Here is a 23,234-nt window from a genome sequence, read left to right on the forward strand (position 1 = left end):
TATCATCTATTTCCTCAAACCTATGAATAATTCATTATATCAGATAATCACAGCCCGAGGGAATGACAAGGGTCTGGCACATATCAGGACCCTCCATTTAATAACAGAAATCATATAATGGTAGATTACCTTACCGGTATGCCCCATTTCACACGGATATCCCGTGACTCATCCCATTCCTCTCCCCTGCGGACAGCACGGAGCAGCGGTTCAATCCATGCAGCCAGCCCCAGGTAGCTCCCTGTCTGCGCAAGACGCTCGAAGAACGGCTCCATTCCTCGCGACAAAGTTTTCTTATCTCCATTATAGTAAGCTTGCACCATCTCTGCGTTTGCCGCTGGCAACCGGCCGCCAGCAGCGCTCAGCGTACGGTATTCGAGGGCGGCAAGCAGCGCCAATGCGAAGGCTGCTCTAGCCGCGGCGGGCGAAATCAGCCAGCTTGGGGGCGTGCGGTATTCGAAGCCGCCATGCGGTTGGAGACGGTAATCGCCCAGCCAGCCGTAGCGGGGGCGGCGGGCCTGTGAGCCCGCGCTCTCCACCAGCGCCAGCGGGAAGGCGACGCAGCTGTCGAGCGTGCGCAGCAGCCGGGTCGTTAGCGGCACTCCGCTGAGATGGATATGCCCACCCAGTGCAAGCCCGGGCACAGGCATGCCGCCAGCAAGCCAGCGCAGCCCCTTGCCGCTGATGCGCGCAGCAGCCTGGCGCAGCAGATGGCGCAAGCTTGCTGCGAGGGCTGCCGGGGTGGCCTCCGGGGCCGGACGCAGCTCGGCCACCGGATAATGCAGACGCCGGCCGACCGGCACGGCGTCGCACCCGATCCGGCCGTGCGGATCCAGGTACCGCGCGGCAGAGACGATTCGTCCGTCCCCGCGCAGCAGGACGAATTCAGGGTCCGCTCCGATCAGGAGCGGACCCTGCGCCGCGGCAGCTTCTGCGGCCGCGGCATATGCAGCGGCGAAACGCTCAGCCGCCGCAAGCCAGAGGCCGCCGCGGGAATGCGGCGGCGGCACGGTGACGGAAGAGACAGCCGTTCTTCCGTCATCGTCAAGCGCGACCACGACCTCGCCCAAGTCGAGGCCGAGCGTATAGAGCGCGCGCACCGCCGTGCGGGTCACACGGCGATACAGCGGATCATCCGGCCCAAGCCCGGCCGGAGCTCCTGCTGCGGCCGATGCTCCCCCAGAGGTTCCGCCGCTATCCCCTGCAGATGCTGAAGGAGACAGCCCGCCCATATTCCGCAGCGGCTGAGCAGCCGAATACACCCTTTCCAGCTCCAGCACCTCCAGATGGAATACAGCGACGCGAAAGCTGCGATATGCCCTCCCCCCTCCGGCCGGCTTCCCTTGATTACAACTGCTGCTTCCCAGCCAGCTTACACCCGCCTGGCGGAGCTTCAGCTCGAGCGCAGCTTCCGTCATGCCGGACAGTGGATACGCCCCCTCATTAAGCAGCCAGGCATACCCCGGCAAACTCCCCGGATCCTGCAGGTCCAGCAGCGGACGGCTTTTCCCGTCCGCTGCCTGCACCCCGAAATCCGGCCAATAAATTACTGCTAACTGTTTTGCCCGGCCAGGCTTTTCGATGCGTTCTTTCGAACCGGCGCAGGCTTCCGCTCCAATCCGGATTGTCACCTGCGTATTTGGCTCCGGCAGATGCGAGGCTGCAAACGACACAGACGGAGGCGGGAACCCTGGCTGACGCTCCGTCACCCGATGCAGTTGATTCAAAGTGCTGCCGTTCCATATCCATACTCCGCCGCCCATAGTTGTCACCCTCTATCCAGGAAGTAAGAGTCTTATCAATTGTCCTTTCAGCCTGCATAATTGAGGTTGAAACGGAAGCTGGCCGTCTGCAGCTTTCATTCGGCAGTCTGTACAAAAGCAATGCATGCAAATCCCCAATTTGGGAAAGGTGCTTGTAAACCTGAATAATTTTAAAAAAAAGAGGGCTATCGCCCTCGACCGTCTAAACGGTACTGCATACTATGAATAGAAATTACAAGCAAGGCCTCCGCTCCTACAGCTCGTCGTCCAGAAGGTCGGGGTCCAGATCCTCAAAATCCCCGTCGTCTGCAAGCCCATACTCGAAATCCTTGCCATCCAGATCGTCGCATCCGCCAGGAAGAACTGCGACGCACACCTTCGTTTCGGCGATCATTTCCACGGCGAATTCCCGTTCAACGCGGATGATTACCGAAGTTCCGCTGGATGAGATGGTAGCCTCGATACAGTTCGGCTCCTGTGTCGATTCAGCTGCCACCTCCTCCGTTGAGGCTCTGTGCTTCGGATCAAGGTAAGAGAGCGGTACGCTTTCTACATAAGATACGGTCTCTTTTGCTACGTCAGTTTGTGAGTTTTTGTCGTAAGAGTACCATACGTTGATATCATAAGTACCGATAACTTCAATTCCGTCCCCTGCCTTTACCGCTTCATATTGGTGGTTAATAATCCAGGCACCTAATATGCTAGTCGGATGATGAGGCGGCGTAACGGTATGCGTTACCGTAGCGAACTTACGACCTTTACCGCAGACAGCTTTGGTGATGATCTCTCTAGTTTGAAGCTGTTTATCTGCAATTGTCATTGAATTAACCTCCTCCATACAATCATTCAATTAAAGTGTATGCAGGACATAGGCAAATGTTGATTAAACTGGGGCCAAAGAAATGTCATCTGCTTATAAATTTATGCCGCATATCCAGTCTCAAGACTTCCAATCCGAACTTTTTCATGAAGGAAATTGCCAGCTTTAGTCCAATGCGTCTAACGATAAGACGACCCTATCGTAATTAGCAGGTTTTTGCACGATAAAATGCCTATCGTTCCTATCTGAAGAAACATTTTATTAAGACAGAACAGTCAGATTTAAATGAATCCTTACATTAGTGAGCTCTCCTTTAATACTTCTATTAATCACACCCCAAAAACAGAACCTGTCTTTGATGTTTTTTCTATACTATTAAAGAACACCCGTCAAAACGAAACGGATTGCCTCTTGCAACCCTTCTATTTTGACGGATGTCCTTTTTTCATGTTTATGATGCGGCGACTTACCCCCAGCCTGTGCTCTCCAACTAGTAACTAACTGCCTGCCTGAAGCGAGGACGGCTGCGCCTGCCTTCTCTTTTTCCACTTTTTGGCAATTGAAAGAAAACGTTCGAGCTCCCGGCAAAGCTGAAGCAGCGCCGAGCGTATTTCAAATTCCTCCCGTGACACAGGAAGCGGCATCCCCCGGAATACCTCCTCCAGCTCTTCAAGCTCCCGTTCTGCCCGGCCCTCGTACACATCCGACATGACTTCCTCTGACAATGAACCGAGCACTTCCGCCAGCAGCTCGCCTTGCGGCAGCTTCTCATAGACGAGGGCAAGCAGCGGAAGCATTTGTTGAATCGATTCGAGCTGTTCGCTGCGCATTTCATAATAGGTGCGCCAGTATCTTTCATAGCCCCAAATCCGGTTCTCCCGATAGCTCTCCGCCTTCCGCAGGCCTTTCTCGATCACATCATGCGCCTCCAGCAGCTGCTCCCCGTTCCACAGATGGGCCGGATTGCGCAAGGTGCTTCCCATCTCCGTGAAAATCCGGTTGAATAACTGCTCGATCAGACGGCGGCTGCGCTCCAAAGCCTTATCTTCCCTCGGCATATAGAGCAGATTCACAATAAGCGCCCAGCCAAGTCCCGTTATGAGCAGCATAAATTCATTGCCGATCAGATGCCAGCTAACCTCCTGGCGGTCGAACATATGAAAGACGATAACCGAGCTGGCCACAATGCCATCTTTGAGGTTCAAGCGGGACAGAATCGGAAAAGCAATCAGAACAAAGATGGATAACGCCCAAATCTCAAAGCCAAACAGCAAAAAGATAAGAGAAGCAAAAAACAATCCTACCATAGAGGCCACCAGCCGGACAAACGCAATACGAATGCCTCTCATCCGGGTAACCTCTACAGCAAGAATTGCAATCAGGCCCGCCGACAAAGCCGGAACCAGCCCAAGATATAACGCTGTATAGATAGCAGCAAGCGCGGCCACTGCTGTTTTAATGATTCGAATTCCCATGTAATTGTTCCTCGCAGGTATTTTTAACCTAATCCTAACGCTCCCTCCAACCCCTAGTCAACCTCTCCTCAAGCGCCGCAACAAGCTGGTACATGATCGCAGCGACGATGGCAATGACAACAAGACTTGAGAGGACAAGCGTGAAATTAAATACCTGGAAGCCATATATAATCAAATATCCGAGTCCTGATTTGGCTGTCAGAAACTCGCCGACGATAACCCCAACCCAGGCCAGCCCTACATTCACTTTCAGTGTCGAAATAATAACGGGAAAAGACGCAGGCAGTATCACGAGACGGAACACCTGGCTGCGCGATCCGCCAAACAGCCGCACCACCTTGATATAATTGGCGTCAATCTCCCGGAACCGGTTATAGATGGCGAGTGTCGTTATAATGACCGTTACCGAGAGCGTAGTCGCGACAATAGACAGGAAGCCCGGGCCAAGTGCAACGATAAATATCGGGCCGAGCGCAACCTTCGGCATACTATTAAGCACAACCAGATAAGGGTCCAGCACCCTGGATAAAAAAGGGTACCACCACAGCAGCGCAGCCAGCGCTGCCCCAAGGAGCGTACCCAGTACAAAACCGGCCGCTGTCTCCATGACGGTAACTGCAATGTGGGGCGGCAGCGTGCCGTCAAGCGTTGTCGTATAGAGCTGATTCCACAGCTTGCTTGGGTAACTGAACAACAGCACATCAATCCAGCCCAGCCTTCCGGCCAGTTCCCACAGTCCCACAAATACAATCAGAATGAGCACTCGAACCGACATGACGGCTGCCGTCAGCTTTTTCTGTCGTGTTCGGTAATCCTCATGCAGCCGTTTGAGCATACTGCTCATGCGCCATCCGCCTCCTTCCCTTCCTCGGCTTCCAGCTCCGACCAGATGGAATCGAAAATATCCTGAAAGCCTGCGCTGCGCCTGGCTGCAGTAGGAAGCTGATCCCGGATATCCGGCGGAATATCGAATATTTGCCTGATACGGCCGGGACGGCTGCCAAGCAAAATCACGCGGTCGCTCATCGCCGCAGCTTCCGCCAGATCATGCGTAACCAGGACCGCCGTCTTGCCCAGTCGTGTGAGCGTACGCTGGACCAAATCCTCAAGCTGCAGCTTGATGTGCATATCCAGAGCAGAGAACGGCTCATCCAGCAGCAGGATCTCCGGAGAGGCCATAAGCGTGCGTACCAGCGCCACCCGCTGGCGCATCCCCCCTGACAGTTCATGCGGATAACGGTCTGCGACCCCATCAAGTCCCATATCCTCAAGCAGCTTCTCCATCCGTTCGTCAGCATTGCCAGTAAGCTGCCTGCTGACCTCCAGCCCCAGCAGCGCATTTTCCCGGATCGTGCGCCAAGGGAACAGATAGTCCTGTTGCAGCATATAACCAACCTTCGTCGATGGCCTCTTCACCTGCTCACCATGAAGCAGCACCTCACCCTCAGTAGGCAGCAGCAGACCGGCAAGCAGACTAAGCAGGGTCGTTTTTCCACAGCCGCTTGGGCCGACCAGACTGATGAACTCGCCAGGCTGAACCGTCAGGTCGACAGACTCTACGGCCAGCGAGGCTTCCTTCTCGCTGACATAGACATGAGATACATTTTTCAATTCCAGTATCGGTTTCATACGCTTCCCCTCCTTACTCTTCTGGTGACCGGTCTGCTTCATACCATTGCTTTACAGGGGACGCTGATCACTTCTTGCCGGCCGGCTTTCGCTTCCATGCTTTTCACCTGCAATTATGCTGTTGTTCCAGCCGCTGATTTCCTTGCCTGAGCAGCCTCTACTTCAGCACCTGCTCCGCAAAGGAATTGTCCACCAGCTTGCTATGCTCCACCCGTTCTTTTAATTCGCCTGCAGTCTCCATTACATCGAGCAGGTTGTTCCACTCTGACTCGTCAATTACCGGGTCGGATGCGTAGGAGCCCTGGCTTTTATAACGGTTGACAACCATGACGACGATGTCCATGTCTGCATCCTCAAAATATGGCTTGATCACCTTCGCAATTTCTTCTGCGCTATGCTTCTCAACCCAGAGCTGTGCCCGATGAACTGCTTTGACAAATGCTTCAGCTGCCGCCTTGTTTTTCTTCAAAAAGCTTTGCTTGGACATATATACCGTGTAAGGAAGATGTCCGCTTTCGGCGCCAAAGGAGGCAATGACATGACCGCGCCCTTCCTTCTCAAAGATCGATGCCTGCGGCTCAAAGAGCTGCACATAATCACCTGTGCCGGAAGCAAATGCAGCCGGAATATTGGCAAAATCCACGTTTTGAATCAGATTCAAATCCGCTTTCGGATCAATGCCCTTCTTCTTCAAGGTGAATTCGCCAGCCATCTGCGGCATGCCGCCTTTGCGCTGGCCAAGGAAGTCTGACCCTTTCAGATCATTCCAATCGAAGCCGCTGACCGTCTCCCTGGACACAAGAAACGTCCCGTCGGTTTGCGTCAGCTGTGCAAAATTAATGACCGGGTCCTTCGCTCCCTGCTGCGCCACATAGATGGATGTCTCTGAACCGACGAGTCCAATGTCGATATTGCCTGAAAGAAGCGCAGTCATCGTCTTGTCGCCGCCGAAGGTAGCAACCAGTTCCACCTCCAGCCCCTCATCCTCAAAAAAACCCTCGCTCAGTGCAACGTACTGGGGAGCATAAAATATCGAACGGGTGACCTCGCCTACCGTCAGCTTGGTTTTGCCGCCACCCGCATCTTTGCCGCATCCGCCCAGCACAGCGCCTGCCAGAAGCAGCAGCACAAGCAGCGCGGCGGTTCTCTTTCGACGCATAGCTCATCCCTCCAATAAAATCTGTTAGTGATTCAGCCTATGCGGCTTGTGCCCGGTTGGTGCAGTTCTTCGGATATGACTTGCGGGTACTGCACGGATTTTGCAGGGCTAAGCAATCTATTTGAAGGATCACCGCAGGGAAGAATACAACTAAAACCCGTACATTCATTAGTGATGAACGTACGGGTTTTAGTCGTTGCCAGGATAACGAAATAAAGTGCATGGCCAGATAGGCCAGCCTTAGAAAAAAGACCAAAATGCCGCTCCCCGGCCCCACAGCCTGAAAGTCCGGTTCTCCAGAGCTAGACGTGCAGCTCATTATCAACAACGGACAGCAAATAATTGATATGATGGTCTGCGCGGCATGCGTTCCTACAGCTTATAAATATCCTTGTATTTCGTCTCCAGATAGCTAACCAGGTGAGCCGGGTCAAGCGGCTTGCCGGTTACACGCTGCACGATCTCGGATGGCGATTCCAGCTTGCCGTACTGATAGATTTTGTCGCTCAGCCATGCCTTGATTGGCAGCAAGTCGCCCTTGCCTACCAGATCCCACAAGCTCGGAAGTTCGCGTTCCATAGTATCTGTGAACTGGGCGGCATACATGTTGCCCAGCGAGTAAGACGGGAAGTAACCGAAGGCTCCGCCTGACCAGTGGACATCCTGGAGCACACCGTCACGGTTATTCGACGGCACAATACCAAGGTATTCCTTGTACTTCTCGTTCCAGATTTCCGGAAGCTCGCTTGCTTTGACACCATTGTTGAAAATGGCTTTCTCAATTTCGTAACGGATAATTATATGCAGGTTATAAGTCAGCTCGTCAGCTTCAATCCGGATCAGGGAAGGCTGCACAACGTTAGTGCCGCGGTAGAATTGCTCCACCGGCACATCAAGCTGGCCCGGGAACCGCTTCTGCAGCTCTCCGAAATACCGCTCCCAGAATGGACGGCTGCGGCCGATGACATTTTCCCAAAAGCGGGATTGGGATTCATGAATACCCATGGAAGTTCCGTCACACAGGGTGGTGCCGATCAGCTCCTGCCTGATATTCTGCTCATACAGCGCGTGTCCGCCCTCATGGATCGTTCCGAACAGGGCGCTCGTCACATCATCCTCCAGATAACGGGTCGTAATTCTTACATCCCCAGGGCTAAGTCCAGTCGCAAACGGATGGACGCTCTCATCCAGACGTCCGGCTTCAAAGTCATAACCCATCTGCTTCAGTATGTACAAGCTGAAATCCTTTTGTGCCGCCTGGCTGTAATTTTGGCGTAAAAATGCAGTTTCCGGCTGGTGGCTGGAAGCGGCAATAGCCGAAGCTAACGGAACCAGCCTGCTGCGCAGTCCGCCAAATACTTCGTCCAGCTGCGCCGTCGTCATACCCGGCTCGTAATCATCCAGCAGCGTATCGTAGCGTGTGCCATTAACGCCGCGAAGGTCGATGAACTGGTTGGTCAGATCAATAATTTTTTCCAGGTATGGCTGGAAGCTCGCATAATCGTCATTCTCCTTGGCTTCCTCCCAGTAGCTTTCCGCCTTGGAGGTCAGAATGACATATTCCTCATTCAGCTTGGCCGGGATTTTTTTGCTTTTATCATAATCCTTCTTGCTCTCGGTAACGAGTCTGCGGTTGATTTCATCCAGGGACCCGAGCGTCTCCTGCTCGCTAAGGCGGGCCAGCAGATCTCCCATTTCATCAGAGGTAGTCAGCCTGAACGCTTCAGACGACAAAACGCCAATTGCCTCCGAACGGCTGGCTACACCCTTACGCGGCGCGCCTGTGCGCAAATCCCAGTATAGAACGCCAAGCGCCTCATGGTAGCTCTTGATGGTTTTGTTTAACTCGCGAAATCTTTCCAATGCTTTTTCGGTATTCGTTGTCACAACTCATCCCGCCTTTCTTTTTCAATGCTTCCTCTTGATCATACTTTTTGCCGGACGTATAATCAAATTTAACCCGAATACAGAAGGAGTCCTTCTTTTGAAAATTATATTTAGCGAGGCTGCGCAAGCCAAGCTGCTGCCACTGCTGGAGCCTGGACAAGTCCGGCTCAAACTCTTGTATGATACGGAAGGCTGCGGCTGTGTCGTCAGCGGCGTTCCCGCGCTGCAGCTGGTAGACGAACAAGGCCCGGATGACAGCCCCGGAGATGGCGTGCCGATTCCGTTCCTGTATGAGCCCCGCCATGAAGTTTTTTTCGAGCCGGAGCTCAAGGTTGATTATTCCGCTATAAAAGGGCAATTCTCATTAAAGAGCGACCAACAGATTTATACGAATCATCTGCGTCTGATCCAGAAACGCAGCTGCGGGCTTTCCTGATTACCACAGGGCGGCAGTTCCGTGAAGACAAGAACCTTATCCTAGCATAAAACATGACGCATTCCAAGAAGCGCTCACGATCCCGGAGGGAAACAACCATGAACAATATTGAAGCGATTTTTGAGTACAACCGGCAATTTGTAGAGGATCGCGCCTACGAGCAGTATCGTACGACCCGTTTCCCGAATAAGCGAATGGTTATTGTCACCTGTATGGACACCAGATTGACCGAACTGCTGCCCAAGGCGCTGAATCTGCGCAACGGAGACGCCAAAATTATTAAAAATGCCGGCGGCATTGTCACACAGCCTTTCGGCAATATTTCCCGGAGCGTTCTCATCGCGCTTTATGAGCTGCAGGCCAATGAAGTGCTCATTATCGGCCACAGGGATTGCGGAATGACAGGCATCAACCCTGAGCATATTGTAGAGAACATGATACAAAGGGGCATCCCTGAGAACACCATTCAGACGCTGCGCAATTCCGGCATGAATCTGATGCGCTGGCTAAAGGGATTTGACAATCTCAACGAAAGTGTGGAAAACAGTGTCCGCATCATGAGCAATCACCCGCTTCTTCCGCCCGGCATCCCTGTTCATGGTCTCATTATTGATTCGGAGACGGGCAAGCTCGATCTGGTCGTCGACGGATATGAAGTCCTAACGAACAAGGAAAACGGACAGGCTGGCCAGTAAGCGCCAGCCGATACGAAAATCCCGCTCTGATCGGTACCGAATTATTCGTAAAAAACAATGCTGCCGGAACTCGGGCTTGCTGTCCTGGTTAACGGTCCGCTCCAGGTTTCGGCCCGGGGCCAGCCTGCTCAGCAGCCCGGCGCCGCTCATAGGCCTCGGCTCTGGCAGCAATTACACTGCTACGGTCACGCAGTGTGTGTCTGTGAATGAGCTGTTCATCGCTGCGGCTCGGCTCACACCAGCCGTAGCCTGCATGTTCAGCCAGCTCGCGGCACTCCCGCTCCAGTCCTTGATCCCGGAATGGCAGATTCAAGTCCCGGAACGATACTTGCTCCCCTTCTGCCGACAGCTCATGCAGTTTGCCTTTGACCATAGCTGTTACTGCCCGCCCATCCAATCCGAGCTGATCGAGCAGCTCCGGCTGAAGACGGCGGTCTGCCTGATAAAACATCTTGGAAGCGCCCTTTAAATTGCCCCGGCGGTGATGGTACTGGCCCACTGCAATCTGAATCAGCCCTACCCAGATCTGAGCATACGGATCGGATGATCCCTGCTCCTTCCAATATTCCTCCAGCAGTTCATGGCATTCAAAGTAATCCCTCGTTGCATGAAATTCCACCAGAAAATCCATATAAGGCTTCGCATATCTCATACTTTTTTATACCTCTTCTATCGATCATTATTGATTTTTTCCTGCTTCACAAAACTTTTTTATGATTTTCAAAAAAAATTGAAACCTGATTCTATCTTAGACGTAATCTATTCTTAAGGCAACGTAACCGAACTTAGCCAAAGAGGCGATTGCGGCAATGACTATGCAGATGCGGGTTCATGCTTGGCGGACCTGCTGCGCAGAGTTATACTGCACTTTCTTCTTGTTGAATCGGCTGCAATGCCATCTATGTTTATTAGGAGGAGAAGAAAGAGATGAAGAAGTTGATGCTGCTTATGATGGCATTTACGCTGTTCCTTGCCTTTGCTGTGCCGGACAGTGCCGATGCCAAAAGAGGAGGCGGAATGAAATCCGGCCGTTCCGGCTTTACCCAAACGCCGAAGAAGCCTGCGGAAAATGTACAAAAATCCGATGCTTCCACCGCTTCAAAATCGCAAGCTGCGACGACAGGGTCTACTGCTAACCGCGGATTTTTCGGCGGCGGCGGATTTATGAAAGGTCTAATGATCGGCGGACTTGCCGGCATGCTGTTCGGCGGATTGTTCGGCGGCATGGGCTTCATGGGCGATATTCTTGGATTGCTGATCAATGTATTCGCTATCGTCCTTCTGTTTGTTGCGATACGCGCGATATTCAATTACTTCCGCAATAACAAAAAGCGCGTAGACGATAGCCGGAGACCATTCTAAATATGACGAAAATTTTTACCGATGAGATTATTAACGCTGTGATTATGCATATGGCTGATCGCAAAGGCGTTCCTTACTCCGCTGTAGAGGTCGAATTGTCCATTGATGATGAACATGGCTTCACTGCAGAGGTATGGGTCAATCAACGCAGCCAGTACCTTGTCGAATCCAACATTCTCGAAGCTGTCGAGCAGTACATGTATAAGCAGTACCAGCTTCGCGTATTCCGTTCCCAGATCAGACTGGATGCGGATGATGAGGAATTTTTCGCGGAAATTTCAGATTCATAGTCTTTATACACAAGCATCAGCAAGCCTGCTCTGTCAGGAATGCTGATGCTTGTTTGTTATTAACCGGTTACATTTTCCAAGTAACTCTCCCCTTCCCGGCGCGTCTAAATGTACAAGATTCATAGAAGGAGAGTGGCAAACTAGAGAATGAACAACAACAAATGGTTAGTGGCACTGGGACTGGTGCTTCTGCTTGGCATGAACAACGGACTGGGCTCTGCCGTTTTGGCAGCATCCAATACAAGTGCGTACACGGTCTACCAGAATGACACCATGCTGAAGGAGTTTGCTTCCAAAGAGCAGGCAGTTGGCTATGCGAAATACTTCGAATACTCTCATGTTGAGCGTATTAACGGACGCGAATGGGTATGGGATAATTACCCGCGGTACAAGGTCTATCAGGATGGTACAAGCCGTACAAGCTGGGAGTACCGTACGTATAATGAAGCGCTGAACCAAGCCAGAACGATGAAGGATGTACATATTCGCGACCTGGAGCAGCCGGGCTGGGTATACAGCAATTATATGACTTATCAGCTCTATCAAGGGGACAAGACCTATGAAGGCTGGGGGTTCTCTACTTTAGAGGCTGCCAGGAAAGAAGCAGCGAAATGGACGGGCTCCCATGTAATGAACAAGGTCTCCAACAGTTGGGTGTGGGATAATCTTTCAACTTCCATGAAGAATGATCAGCGCAAGTCTGCCCCAGTTTATGAGCTGCTGGTCAATCAACAGCCTTCCGGAGAAGTCTACAGCTATCTCTACGATGCAATCGCTGCGGCCAACCGCAAGCCCGGAAGTGTAGTCCGAAATTCGAAGACAGGTGTAATCGTCCATTCCACCATTGCCCCGTACCGGGTGCTGCAAAACGGAAACGAGCTCAAAACCTTTTTCAGCCTGGACAATGCCGTCAAATTTGCACAATCGGCAGCGTTCACCCGGATTGTGAAGGACAACAAAATCTATTGGACCAATGTTCCCTATTTGCAGGTGAAACAGGGTAGCCAATCAATCGGTTATGTCCATCTCAAATCATCCGCCATCAAGCTGGCCTCGGGATATTCCGACTCTTATGTCATCAACACGGACGGCCGCAAAATATGGAGCAGCTCCAAACAGCTTCTATACCTTGGGTGGAATGGATCTTCCGCTTCCTCCACGATTACGTCCCAGGTATCCGGAACACAAGGGCTGGATTTTGATTCGCCAACCTGGTTTGAGCTGGCTTCCGCAGACGGCACTCTTACAGACAGATCTGATGCGGCGCTGGCGCTTAAACTCAAGCAGCAAGGCGTCAAGGTGCTGCCGCTCGTCCACAATCAGTTTGATTCGGCACTTACCACCGCTTTTCTGAAAGATGCGAAAGCACAGGAACGGTTTACAAATGCCCTCATAGACAGGCTGGCTGCACTCGGTGTTGCCGGAGTAAATATTGATTTTGAATTGATGTCCGGGAAAGACCGGAATGCCTATTCGGCCTTCGTCGCCAAACTTGCAAAGCAGGCACATGCCAAAAATTTGCTTGTTACCATTGATGTGCCGCGCGGCAGTCTGTCATGGAACCACCTGACCGCCTATGACAGCGAAAGGCTTGCGGCTTCTGTCGACTATATGATGATTATGGCGTATGACCAATACTGGTCCGGCAGCGACTCCCCCGGCTCAGTATCTGGATTGAAGTGGACTGAGGAAGGCATACAGGAATTTCTGTCCTACGGTATCCCCCGCAGCAAGCTCATGCTGGGCATCCCCCTCTACACCAGAGAGTGGAAGCTGGACAGCCAGGGCGGAATCGTCTCCAGCCGTGCCGTACCGATGAAGGATATTCCTTCACTGATTTCCCAGACCGGTGCATCTGCTTCATATGACAGCCAGTTCGGCCAGACCAAATATACGTATCTGAAAAACGGGTCTACCTATGTATTCTGGTCCGAAACATCCGAGACTGTACAGGCCCGGCTGAAGCTCGCCAAAAATTATGATTTGGCTGGCGTCGCCATTTGGCGTCTCGGCTATGATAGACCAGATTTGTGGCCGGTAATGCTCCAGCATAAATAACGTAACCTGCGAATCTTTGAAAGCCTCTGCCCGCTGCGGGCCAGGGGCTTTCACTATTATAGGAACTGTAGGACAGAGCCATTTGAGGTTCCTATATTTCGCTGGGCTGAATGATGAGCGGTACCTTCACATACGGGAGAGCTGGCTGCTGTTCCGTGTTTTGGGCATGAAACAGAGACTTGTACAATATAATCTGGTATATCTCAAGTGCCGGAGGATAACGATGAACGATTTTGTGCAATTATCTCTAGCTGCATCCGTTTGCACCGTGCTTGGCGCTTTGCCGGCCCTTCTTTTCAAGCATGTCTCCCATCGCGGTAAAGATATTTTGCTTGCCTATGCAGCAGGTATCATGGTTGCCGCTTCAACTTATGGATTAATCCCCTCAGCGCTGCGGTTATCAAACTTATATGTGCTCACAGCCGGGATATTGCTCGGCACGCTGATGTTGACAGTGCTTGAGCTCTATATTCCCCATTCTGATCCTGACCACTCCCTAAGCAACTCCAAAGGACAGGATCCATCTTCCAATGGCGGCCCTTACTCCCTGCTGTTAATGGCGATGGTGCTTCATAATCTCCCTGAAGGACTTTCTACAGGAGTAAGCCTGGCCTCCGGGGACTCGGACCTCGGGTGGTTGGTCACGATCGCGATCGGCTTGCAAAATGTGCCTGAGGGCTTCCTTGTCGCACTGTTTCTGATTACGCAGGGCACCTCCAGAAAGCTTGCCCTTGTCTACTCTGTGCTCATCGCTTCAACAGAATGGCTGGCCAGCGGCGTCGGCTATTTGTTCGCCGCCCGGCTAAATTTCCTTATTCCTTATGGCCTTGCCTTTGCAGGCGGCGCGATGCTGTATGTCGTATACAAGGAACTGATCCCCGAGAGCCATGGGGACGGCAACGAAATCCCAGCAACGATCGCTTTCATAATCGGCACCATAACGATGATCGGACTGACAACATTGCTGGGATAAGGAGATGGAAAAACTTTACACCTCATGCTATAATCAATGAATTATGCCAGAAGACAATCTTGCATTTGATCTGATAGATAAAGAGAGAGAGAGAAAGAAAAAAATGAATAACCAAAAGAAATATCCGCTTTGGATTGCATTCAATCTCTTGCTGATCCTGTCTTTGGCCGCGGGCTGCAGTCCTGCCGGTAACCGTCCTCAGCCGGATGAGAGGCAGACGCTTAAGATTCTCTATGACCAGGATGAGCAGAGCTTTTATGACCATTATGGCGCCTTATATTCGGCATTGAATCCAAATCTGGATATTAAGGTCATCACTACGCTGTGGATCAAACGTTTAGACAATGAAGACAAGGAAAATACACTGAAGCAGCTTATTGATGAGAAGCAGCCCGATGTACTCATTCTTTCTGAAAAACAGTATGAGCAATTCAGCCGGGAGGGAAGGCTGGCTGAACTGGCCGGCATGACCGGGCAGGAACAGTTCCATACAGAGAGCTTTCTCCCCGGGATGCTGGAATACTTGACGGACAAAGGCGGCGGCACCCTGTACGGTCTGGCCCCCTACTTCAACACCAATGTGCTGTTCTATAATAAGGAACTGTTCAAAGAATATGGCATTGATCCTCCGACAGACCACATGTCGTGGGAGGATGTATTGGCTCTTGCTGCCCGCTTTCCGTCCGGAGGCTCACTGGACAAGCGCGTGTATGGACTCAGGGGCGGAGGCAAAATGAGCCTGTATAAGCTGGGGCAGCAGATTGGAGATACGCTTGGGCTTCGAATTTTAAATGCAGCAGGAGACCAGATAACCATCAACACTCCTGCGTGGCAGCAGACGTTCCGAACTGCACTGCAAGCTATACAATCGGACACCCTTTATTACTACAAGGTACACGGTAAAGAACAGCCGCTGAAGAAATTTGAGGATTACTTGCTTGACGAGCCATTCACGGGCGGCCGGATGGCGATGACAATCGATAATGCCGACGCAATTGATATTTTTAATCCAGCTATGAAGGCTCTGAAAGGGAAGGTTCGCTTCGATTGGGATGTGGTCACCATTCCTGTAGATCCTGCCAGGCCTGATTATACGACAGCCATATCGTTCCCGAAGATTTTTGCAATTAACGCAAAATCCGGGAATGCGAAAGCCGCTTGGAAGTTCATTCAATACTTTCATAGCGAGGAGTTTGCGCGTGCAAGCTCGAAGATCAATTTTGCCAAAGAACTGAGCACCCGCTCCGGCTACTTCAAGGATGATGCAGGACGATATCTGGACGCCTTCTATGCGCTTAAACCGGCAGCCTCCGGAGAACCGGCATACGATAAGCTGGCTCTTGATTTTTCCCGGAAATTTGATAAACTCGCAGAGGAGATGCTGGGGCCAGTATTAACCGATGGCACCCTCTTGGAGAACGCATTAGCCAGCCTTCAACAGAAGGGCCAGCAATTATTGATGACAGCAGAACACAGCATAGTGACGAAATAACCTTCAAGAAGTCCATCTTGCTTCCAAATTGCAGGGGGACTTTTTTTATGTTACCTGCACATCAATATTTACAAAAATTATAAAATTTTCATTTATTTATTTATTTAAAACTATTCGGGCATGACATTTGTCATACTCTCTACTTGACGTTTATGACTACTAGACATGATGCGAATTATTTACAATTAGTTTATGATCGAATCTATTTGAGTCAACGGGCGTTTTGGTTTTACTGCGTGCGCGTCTACTGCCCAGGGAGGAAGTACTTTATGAGTCTGATGAAACAGAAAGAACTGAAAAAAACCGTCGCCCCTTTCGAAAAGACGGATTCAAAAGCAAGCATCAGGCAATTAATTAATACGCTTTTGCCGCTTGCCGTATTGTGGTACGCCGCATACTTGAGCCTGTCTGTATCTTACTGGCTGACGCTTGCTTTTGCACTCGTAACCGCCGGATTTGTCATCCGGACCTTTATTATTTTTCATGATTGCTGTCATCAGTCGTTTTTCAAGAGCAAACTGGCAAACGAGATTATCGGAACGATTACAGGTGTGCTTACCCTGTGCCCCTACCAGCAGTGGAAATACAGCCACTCGGTTCATCACGCCACGAGCAGCAATCTGGACAAGCGCGGCACGGGTGATATCTGGGTGCTGACCGTCGAAGAATATAAAGCTTCATCCTTCTGGCGGCGTCTTGCCTACCGTTTGTACCGGAATCCGCTTGTCATGTTCGGACTCGGCCCAATCAGTGTCTTTCTGATTGAATACCGCTTTAACCGCAAAGCAGCCAAGCGCCGGGAAAGACTCAATACCTATATTACCAATTTCTCCATTGTTGCCTTGTACGCACTGCTGATCTGGGCGATCGGCTGGCAGGCATTTCTCCTTGTACAGGGGCCGGTATTTTTCATTTCAGGCTTGTTTGGCATCTGGCTTTTCTATGTGCAGCATCAATTTGAGGATTCCTACTTCGAAAATGAGGAGGAATGGAGCTATGTGAAGGCTGCAGTTGAAGGCAGCTCTTATTACAAGCTTCCAAGGCCTCTGCAATGGATAACGGGCAATATCGGATTTCATCATGTCCACCATTTGAGCCCGAAAGTGCCGAACTATAACCTGGAGCAAGCACATAACTTCGCTGCTCCGCTCCAGATGGCCACGACAATTACACTGAAGACGAGTCTGAAATCACTCCGCTTCAAACTGTGGGATGAGCACAATAAAACCTTTGTCACTTTTAAAGACATCCGGACCGTTTCGCCGAGCAGCAAAAAGGCAATACTGGCAGCAGGAACGGCAACGCCGCCTGGGCTTGACTCCCGCCAGCCCAGCCTGCAAGGAAAGTAACGATCTGCAACAAATGCAGCACTTGCCTTCATTCCGATGAGGGCTTGGCTGCATTTTCATTTTTTAAAGCTCCCGCCCTGCTCCCTTCCGGGTACATTGTTATGATACACTATTACAGCAACCGCCTTTACATGCCAGTTGTAGGGGCAATAAAGAAAAAAGGACGGACTTCATGCAAAAATGGTATCAGATCTTTCATAAAAGTGCCGGGTTAAGCCCGTATGTTTGGGTCGTGTTTTGCATTCTGCCCTTCTACTTTATTTTCCGGTCCTCTTCCAACTATGAGGTCGCCTCGGGCATTATCATGATTCTGTTATTCTTTGCCTGCTATGTAATGTCTTTTAAATCCAAGGGCTGGCAGGTCTATTTCTGGTCAAGTTTGCAAATTATCATTTCCATTGCGATGACTCTGCTTTTCAGCTATGTTTATTTTTCAATTTTTTTGGCCTTCTATATCGGGAACATTCAAAATCGGATCGGATTCTTTGTCCTGTACTCCATCCACTTGTTCAGCACCTTTGCAACGATCAACTACGGATTTGTGTCGCGTAATCAACTGCTGTTTACCCAATTTCCATTCATACTGATCAGCCTGATCGTCATTATTTTGCTCCCCTTCAGCACCTATAACCGCAACAAACGCGGACAGTTGGAAGGGCAACTGGAACATGCGAACAAGAAAATTTCCGAGCTGGTCAAGCTGGAGGAGCGCCAGCGGATTGCCCGTGATCTGCATGATACACTTGGTCAAAAGCTGTCGCTGATTGGACTTAAAAGCGATCTTGCCAGCAAACTGATTACGAAAAATCCGACCCAGGCGCAGATAGAAATTCTTGATGTCCGTCAAACCGCCCGGACTGCCCTTAAGGAAGTTCGGGAGATGGTCACGAAGATGCGCGGCACGCGGCTGGAGGATGAACTGTTCAGGATCAGACAAATGCTGAACGCCGCAAATATTCAGTTTACGTTAAAGGGCAGTCCGCGGCTGACGAACACCACCCTGCTCACCGAGAATGTAATCAGCATGTGTCTCAAAGAGGCGGTAACCAACATCGTCAAGCACAGCAGCGCCGAAGCGTGCATCGTGTGCATCGAGCCCGGCCGGACTGAGCTCACGATTAAAATTCAGGATGACGGGGTCGGCATTGCCGGAGAAATTGGCGGCTTCAAGGGCAGCGGACTGCAGGGGATGAAGGAACGGCTGGAATTCGTTAACGGCTCACTGGAGATTTCCCAGGGCAACGGAACCGAGCTGATCCTCAAAGTGCCGAATACCGTGAAGCAGCCACAGATGGAAGTCATGGAAGTGAATGAACGACAAGGAGGCCTGACATGATACGAATTGTAATCGCAGAGGATCAGCGGATGCTGCTGGGGGCGCTTGCCTCGCTGCTGGAGCTGGAGGATGATATGACGGTCGTGGGAAAAGCCGGCAACGGCGAAGAAGCCGTGGCCCTCGTTCATCAACACAAGCCGGACATTTGCATGATGGATATTGAGATGCCGGCCAAGAGCGGGCTCGAAGCTGCGGAGGAATTAAAGGACTGCGGATGCAAGGTTATTATTTTGACCACTTTTGCCCGCTCCGGGTATTTCGAACGGGCTCTGAAGGCCGGTGTCCGCGGCTATCTGCTGAAGGACAGTCCCAGTGAGGAGCTGGCCGATTCCATCCGCAGCATCATGGCAGGAAGACGCATTTATGCTGCCGAACTGATCGACGAAGCTTACGGCGAGGAGAACCCGCTGACCGACCGCGAATGCGAGGTGCTCTCCCTTATTGCGGACGGGAAGAATACGAAGGAAATTGCCAGCATGCTCTATATAACGACCGGGACCGTTCGTAATTATATTTCCGTTATCATGGATAAGATGGATGTGAGCAACCGGATTGAGGCCATTACCCGCTCCAAGGAAAAGGGATGGTTTAAATAATAGTTCTTGCGCCTTGCTCCAAAGAGGATTCCCCGGGAATCATGTCGAATTAAGACGACAAGTCCTGATGGAGGGAGCGATTGACCTATGAGCAGACCATTAATCTTCATTTTTACCGGTACAGGCGGAGCAGGAAGGAAAACGACCGCGCACCGCATCGGCCAAGAATTGGGTATTGAGCATGTGTTGTCCACGACCACCCGTCTGCCGCGGGAGAAAGAATATCCCGATAAGGACTATCACTATGTGTCCCCCGCCGCCTTTGAGCAGATGCAGGAGCAGCAGCTCCTGATCGAGAATGTAAGGATTGGTCCCGTATGGTATGGCATCCGCTACCAAGAGCTGAACAGCAAGCTGCGTTCCGGCAAGCATGTATATCTGATTCTCAATAGCGAGGGTGCTTCTGTGTTCAAGAAGCTTTATCCGGAGCAGGTGGTCCGGATATTCCTTTATGTAAGCAAACCCGCCGTCAGGGAGCGGCTAGAAGCCAAAGGACGGCCGGATGCGGTCATTGAGCAGTATCTGGACTTGTATACTGAAGAAGTCGTCTACCGCACGCAATGCGAGCATGTTATTGAAAATATGGACCTCAATCGTACGCTGGACAAAATCCGCGAAGCCATCCAGTCCCATCTTTAATCACTCCATATTAGATTTTGAAGCCAAACCCTGGTGTACGATAACCAGCGAATTTGGCTTTTTTTGATCCTAATTTTTAGTAAGATTTAAGGTTTTTTAAGATAATCTAAAGGAAATAGCTAACATGGAAATGATATACTAATTCAGTCAGAGGAAAATTTACACTTTTTTGGGTGGAGAAAAAGTTAAGGAGAGAAGAAAAGTTGAAAAACAAGGGGAAGCTCACTGTACTGCTGGTGCTGATCATGTCACTGATCGCAGGCTGCAGCAGTGGCAGCAGTGGAAAAACGGAAGAAAAGTCGATATTGAAAGTTCTGTATTATGATGAGCAATCCTTTTATCAGGAATTTGGCATGCTGTATTCTGCGCTGAATCCGAATGTTGAAATTGAAGTCATTGCATCCAGTGACAGATGGGGAAGCGGTGAGCCAACCACGGAAGAAGAAAGAGAAACCAAATTCCAACAGCTTATTGATGAGAAGCAGCCGGATGTGCTTTTCCTTTCATCGGAGCAGTACGAAAAATTCAGCCATGACGGCAAACTGCTTGACCTGGCGAGCATGATTGAGCAGGATAAATATAATACAGAAACATTTATTCCCGGCATGCTGGAATATCTCAAGGAAAAAGGCGGCGGCACGCTGTACGGGCTGACTCCTTACTACTACAGCCAGGCGCTTTATTATAACAAGGATCTCTTCGAGAAGTACGGGGTAGAACTCCCTACGGACAAAATGTCCTGGGATGATCTGTTTGCACGTGCTGCCCGCTTCCCGACCGACGGCTCGCCGGAAGAGCGTGTATACGGGTTCAAAGGCGGATATGAAGCCAATCTGTTCCAGACAGGCATTAATATTGGCTCGACGCTGGGACTTAGTTACATTGATGCAGACGGCAAGCAACTGATGATCGATACGCCTGCCTGGCAAAACGCCTTCAATACCGCCCTGCAGGCCGAGAAAACAGGAACGATATATTATGAAAACTCTGGTGACGGCGATGGGGCACGGTCATGGAGCAATTATGAGGACTACTTTTTACAGAACCCTTTCTATTCAGGTAGGTTGGCGATGATGATTGAAGGCACCTACATGCTGGACGAGATCAAACGTGCCAAGGATGTTCTCAAGGATAAACTAAGCTTTAACTGGGATCTCGTTACCGTACCGGTCGACCCAAGCAATCCGGACTTTACGGCGATGACTGCATTCCATCAGATTTTTGCCATTAACAACAATGCCACGAATTCCAAGGAAGCCTGGAACTTTATCAAGTATATTCATGGAGATGACTATAACCGCGTCAAGGCGAAATCCTATAATTCGGGCTTAAGCACCCGTACTGGCTATCTCAAGGATGACGAAGGCCATAATCTGCAGGCCTTCTATACACTAAAGCCCTCAGATAACAACCTTTACGGAAATTTCTCCAAGCTGCCTGCAGACTTTTATATGCAATTTGATTCTCTAGGCAAAGAGAAGCTGGAACCCGTTGTAAAAAACAATGAATCTCTCGAAGAAGCGCTCAAGAAGCTTCAACAGGAAGGCCAGCAACTATTGATGACAGCCTGGAAAAATCAAGAGGAAAAGAAAAGTGAATAGTCTCCCGCCCCTCTCTATTGGATTTTTAAGAGAAATTTAAGGGGAACAATTTGGAAAACCTTTACAAGGAATGCTATAATAGTTTTCAGGACAAGTTTCATAGTTTTGGATGTTCTACTAAAAAAATGCGTAAGGAGAGAGGAAAAGAAAAGTGATTAAAAAGGGGAAGTTTGCAGTTGTATTGATGTTGGCGATGGCACTGGTTGCAGGCTGCAGCGGAGGCAATAGCGGAAAGTCTGAAGAAAGCTCGATTCTTAAAGTACTGTATTATGACGAGCAATCCTTTTATAACGATTATGGCATGTTGTATGCCGCACTGAATCCGAATGTAGAAGTCGAAGTCATCACACAGGGAAATAGATGGGGCGGCGGCGAGGGAGAAACCGAAGAGGAAAGAGAAGCCAAATTCCAGCAGCTCATTGATGAGAAACAGCCGGATGTGCTGTTCATCGATGCCAAACAATATGAAAAATTCAGCCATGACGGCAAGCTGCTCGATCTGGCTCCAATGATTGAACAAGACAAATACAATACAGAAACGCTGCTTCCGGGCATGCTGGACTATCTGAAGGAAAAAGGCGGCGGCACCTTGTTCGGGCTGACTCCCTCCTATTACAGCCAGGCCTTGTTCTACAACAAGACGCTGTTCGAAAAACACGGCGTGGATCTGCCGACAGACCGGATGACGTGGGAGGATGTATTAGCCCGTTCTGCACGATTCCCGACAGACGGTTCACCGGAAGAACGCATTTATGGCTTTAAGGGCGGGTATGACTCCAGCCTGTTCCAGCTTGGCATGAATATCGGCTCGACGCTGGGACTCAGCTTTGTTGATGCTGATGGCAAGCAGTTGATGATCGATACACCTGCCTGGCAAAATGCCTTCAATACGGCTCTTCAAGCCCAAAAATCAGGCACGCTGTATTTTCAGGATAATTCCCATATGTCCGGAAATTGGAACAGCTATGAGGAATATCTGATGCGGGACCCGTTTATTTCCGGACGGATGGCCATGATGGTCGAAGGTACCTATATGCTGGATCAATTAAAACAAGCCAAGGATGCACTAAAGGATAAAATCGATTATGAGTGGGACCTTGTGACCGTACCTGTTGATCCTAATAATCCGGACTATACGACGTCAACAGGATTTCACCAGATTTTTGCCATTAACAACAAATCTACGAATTCCAAGGAAGCCTGGAACTTTATCAAATATATTCATGGGGACGACTATGCCCGTGTAAAATCCAAATCGTATAACTCAGGCAATCTGAGCACAAGAACAGGCTATTTCAAGGATGACGAGGGACATAATTTGCAAGCCTTCTACGAGCTGAAGCCGAGCGAATCCTCGCTTTACAGCAACTATTATAAACTCCCGTCAGAGTTTTACATGCAGTTTGACTCGTTTGTGAAGCAAAAACTGGAGCCGGTAATGAAGGACAATGCTTCACTTGAGGAGGCGCTTAAAGCCATTCAGCAGGAAGGACAACAGCTGTTGATGGAAGCGCACAAGAAACAGGATGAGAAAAAAGGAACGGAACAGCAAGGAGCTGCTTCGGGTGTAGTTGAACAATCCGTAGAAGGATCGAGTGAAGATGCTGGCGGAGACGCCAGCGAATCAACCAGTTCAGAATAGTTTGAACCATACGAATAGCCCGCATCTCGAAT

21 protein-coding genes are annotated in these 23,234 nt (G+C 50.4%); 13 read left to right on the plus strand and 8 right to left on the minus strand.

Translation table 11 applies throughout. From position 1 onward, the window contains the following. Nucleotides 1-125: 125 nt before the first annotated feature. From H583_RS35380 to H583_RS0115195, 7 genes are all read right to left on the minus strand, one after another. Complete coding sequence (locus H583_RS35380; protein ID WP_051236512.1) at nucleotides 126-1,763, minus strand: putative amidoligase domain-containing protein; 1,638 nt, start codon at nucleotides 1,761-1,763, stop codon at nucleotides 126-128. A gap of 253 nt (nucleotides 1,764-2,016) precedes the next feature. Further along, on the minus strand, nucleotides 2,017-2,583 hold the full coding sequence (locus tag H583_RS0115170; protein ID WP_028561187.1) for an outer spore coat protein CotE: 567 nt from the start codon (nucleotides 2,581-2,583) through the stop codon (nucleotides 2,017-2,019). Between the two features lie 497 nt (nucleotides 2,584-3,080). Continuing rightward, nucleotides 3,081-4,058, minus strand: coding sequence for an aromatic acid exporter family protein (locus tag H583_RS0115175; RefSeq protein ID WP_028561188.1), 978 nt, complete (start codon nucleotides 4,056-4,058; stop codon nucleotides 3,081-3,083). Between the two features lie 34 nt (nucleotides 4,059-4,092). Next, nucleotides 4,093-4,902 (minus strand): ABC transporter permease, encoded by an 810-nt coding sequence (locus H583_RS0115180; protein WP_028561189.1) that lies wholly within the window; start codon nucleotides 4,900-4,902, stop codon nucleotides 4,093-4,095. Then, a complete protein-coding gene (locus H583_RS36150; RefSeq protein ID WP_028561190.1) occupies nucleotides 4,899-5,687 on the minus strand; it encodes an ABC transporter ATP-binding protein in 789 nt (262 codons plus the stop codon). Before H583_RS36150 ends, H583_RS0115180 begins: the two co-directional genes overlap by 4 nt. A gap of 157 nt (nucleotides 5,688-5,844) precedes the next feature. Then, nucleotides 5,845-6,846 carry an ABC transporter substrate-binding protein gene (locus tag H583_RS0115190; protein WP_028561191.1) on the minus strand — a complete coding sequence of 334 codons (1,002 nt, stop codon included), beginning with the start codon at nucleotides 6,844-6,846 and terminating at the stop codon, nucleotides 5,845-5,847. Between the two features lie 372 nt (nucleotides 6,847-7,218). Beyond that, nucleotides 7,219-8,733 (minus strand): carboxypeptidase M32, encoded by a 1,515-nt coding sequence (locus H583_RS0115195; protein ID WP_028561192.1) that lies wholly within the window; start codon nucleotides 8,731-8,733, stop codon nucleotides 7,219-7,221. A 97-nt stretch (nucleotides 8,734-8,830) separates the two neighbouring features. On the opposite strand from H583_RS0115195, the gene H583_RS0115200 reads away from it, so the two are divergent. Together H583_RS0115200 and H583_RS33125 are read left to right on the plus strand one after the other, a co-directional pair. Next, nucleotides 8,831-9,169: an iron-sulfur cluster biosynthesis family protein gene (locus H583_RS0115200; protein ID WP_028561193.1), complete on the plus strand. Its 339-nt coding sequence runs from the start codon at nucleotides 8,831-8,833 to the stop codon at nucleotides 9,167-9,169. Nucleotides 9,170-9,267: 98 nt separating this feature from the next. Then, entirely contained in the window at nucleotides 9,268-9,864 is a 597-nt protein-coding gene (locus tag H583_RS33125) for a beta-class carbonic anhydrase (protein WP_036709791.1), read from the plus strand. Nucleotides 9,865-9,952: 88 nt separating this feature from the next. Here the strand turns inward: H583_RS33125 and H583_RS33130 are convergent, their stop codons facing one another. Further along, nucleotides 9,953-10,516: a DUF309 domain-containing protein gene (locus H583_RS33130; RefSeq protein ID WP_051236516.1), complete on the minus strand. Its 564-nt coding sequence runs from the start codon at nucleotides 10,514-10,516 to the stop codon at nucleotides 9,953-9,955. Nucleotides 10,517-10,791: 275 nt separating this feature from the next. Between H583_RS33130 and H583_RS0115215 the strand changes: the two genes are divergently transcribed. The 11 genes from H583_RS0115215 (at nucleotide 10,792) to H583_RS0115265 (ending at nucleotide 23,202) form a co-directional block, all read left to right on the plus strand. After that, a complete protein-coding gene (locus H583_RS0115215) occupies nucleotides 10,792-11,226 on the plus strand; it encodes a hypothetical protein (protein ID WP_028561194.1) in 435 nt (144 codons plus the stop codon). 2 nt (nucleotides 11,227-11,228) lie between these two features. Further along, entirely contained in the window at nucleotides 11,229-11,516 is a 288-nt protein-coding gene (locus tag H583_RS0115220) for a DUF2653 family protein (protein WP_028561195.1), read from the plus strand. A gap of 147 nt (nucleotides 11,517-11,663) precedes the next feature. Further along, nucleotides 11,664-13,574, plus strand: a complete 1,911-nt coding sequence (locus H583_RS0115225; protein WP_028561196.1) for a glycosyl hydrolase family 18 protein — start codon at nucleotides 11,664-11,666, stop codon at nucleotides 13,572-13,574. A gap of 223 nt (nucleotides 13,575-13,797) precedes the next feature. Next, a complete protein-coding gene (locus H583_RS0115230) occupies nucleotides 13,798-14,547 on the plus strand; it encodes a ZIP family metal transporter (protein WP_028561197.1) in 750 nt (249 codons plus the stop codon). Between the two features lie 103 nt (nucleotides 14,548-14,650). After that, nucleotides 14,651-16,039 (plus strand): ABC transporter substrate-binding protein, encoded by a 1,389-nt coding sequence (locus H583_RS0115235; protein ID WP_036709794.1) that lies wholly within the window; start codon nucleotides 14,651-14,653, stop codon nucleotides 16,037-16,039. Nucleotides 16,040-16,308: 269 nt separating this feature from the next. Further along, nucleotides 16,309-17,388, plus strand: a complete 1,080-nt coding sequence (desA, locus tag H583_RS0115240) for a Delta(5) desaturase DesA (RefSeq protein ID WP_028561199.1) — start codon at nucleotides 16,309-16,311, stop codon at nucleotides 17,386-17,388. A 172-nt stretch (nucleotides 17,389-17,560) separates the two neighbouring features. Then, nucleotides 17,561-18,724, plus strand: coding sequence for a sensor histidine kinase (locus H583_RS0115245; RefSeq protein WP_028561200.1), 1,164 nt, complete (start codon nucleotides 17,561-17,563; stop codon nucleotides 18,722-18,724). Then, nucleotides 18,721-19,320 (plus strand): response regulator transcription factor, encoded by a 600-nt coding sequence (locus H583_RS0115250; protein WP_028561201.1) that lies wholly within the window; start codon nucleotides 18,721-18,723, stop codon nucleotides 19,318-19,320. Before H583_RS0115245 ends, H583_RS0115250 begins: the two co-directional genes overlap by 4 nt. 87 nt (nucleotides 19,321-19,407) lie before the next feature. After that, nucleotides 19,408-19,959 carry a guanylate kinase gene (locus H583_RS0115255; protein ID WP_028561202.1) on the plus strand — a complete coding sequence of 184 codons (552 nt, stop codon included), beginning with the start codon at nucleotides 19,408-19,410 and terminating at the stop codon, nucleotides 19,957-19,959. A gap of 203 nt (nucleotides 19,960-20,162) precedes the next feature. Beyond that, complete coding sequence (locus tag H583_RS0115260) at nucleotides 20,163-21,560, plus strand: ABC transporter substrate-binding protein (RefSeq protein WP_028561203.1); 1,398 nt, start codon at nucleotides 20,163-20,165, stop codon at nucleotides 21,558-21,560. 151 nt (nucleotides 21,561-21,711) lie between these two features. Next, on the plus strand, nucleotides 21,712-23,202 hold the full coding sequence (locus H583_RS0115265) for an ABC transporter substrate-binding protein (protein ID WP_028561204.1): 1,491 nt from the start codon (nucleotides 21,712-21,714) through the stop codon (nucleotides 23,200-23,202). The last annotated feature ends 32 nt before the right edge of the window (nucleotides 23,203-23,234 follow it).

Source organism: Paenibacillus pinihumi DSM 23905 = JCM 16419, from assembly GCF_000422505.1.
GTDB lineage: Bacteria > Bacillota > Bacilli > Paenibacillales > Paenibacillaceae > Paenibacillus_D > Paenibacillus_D pinihumi.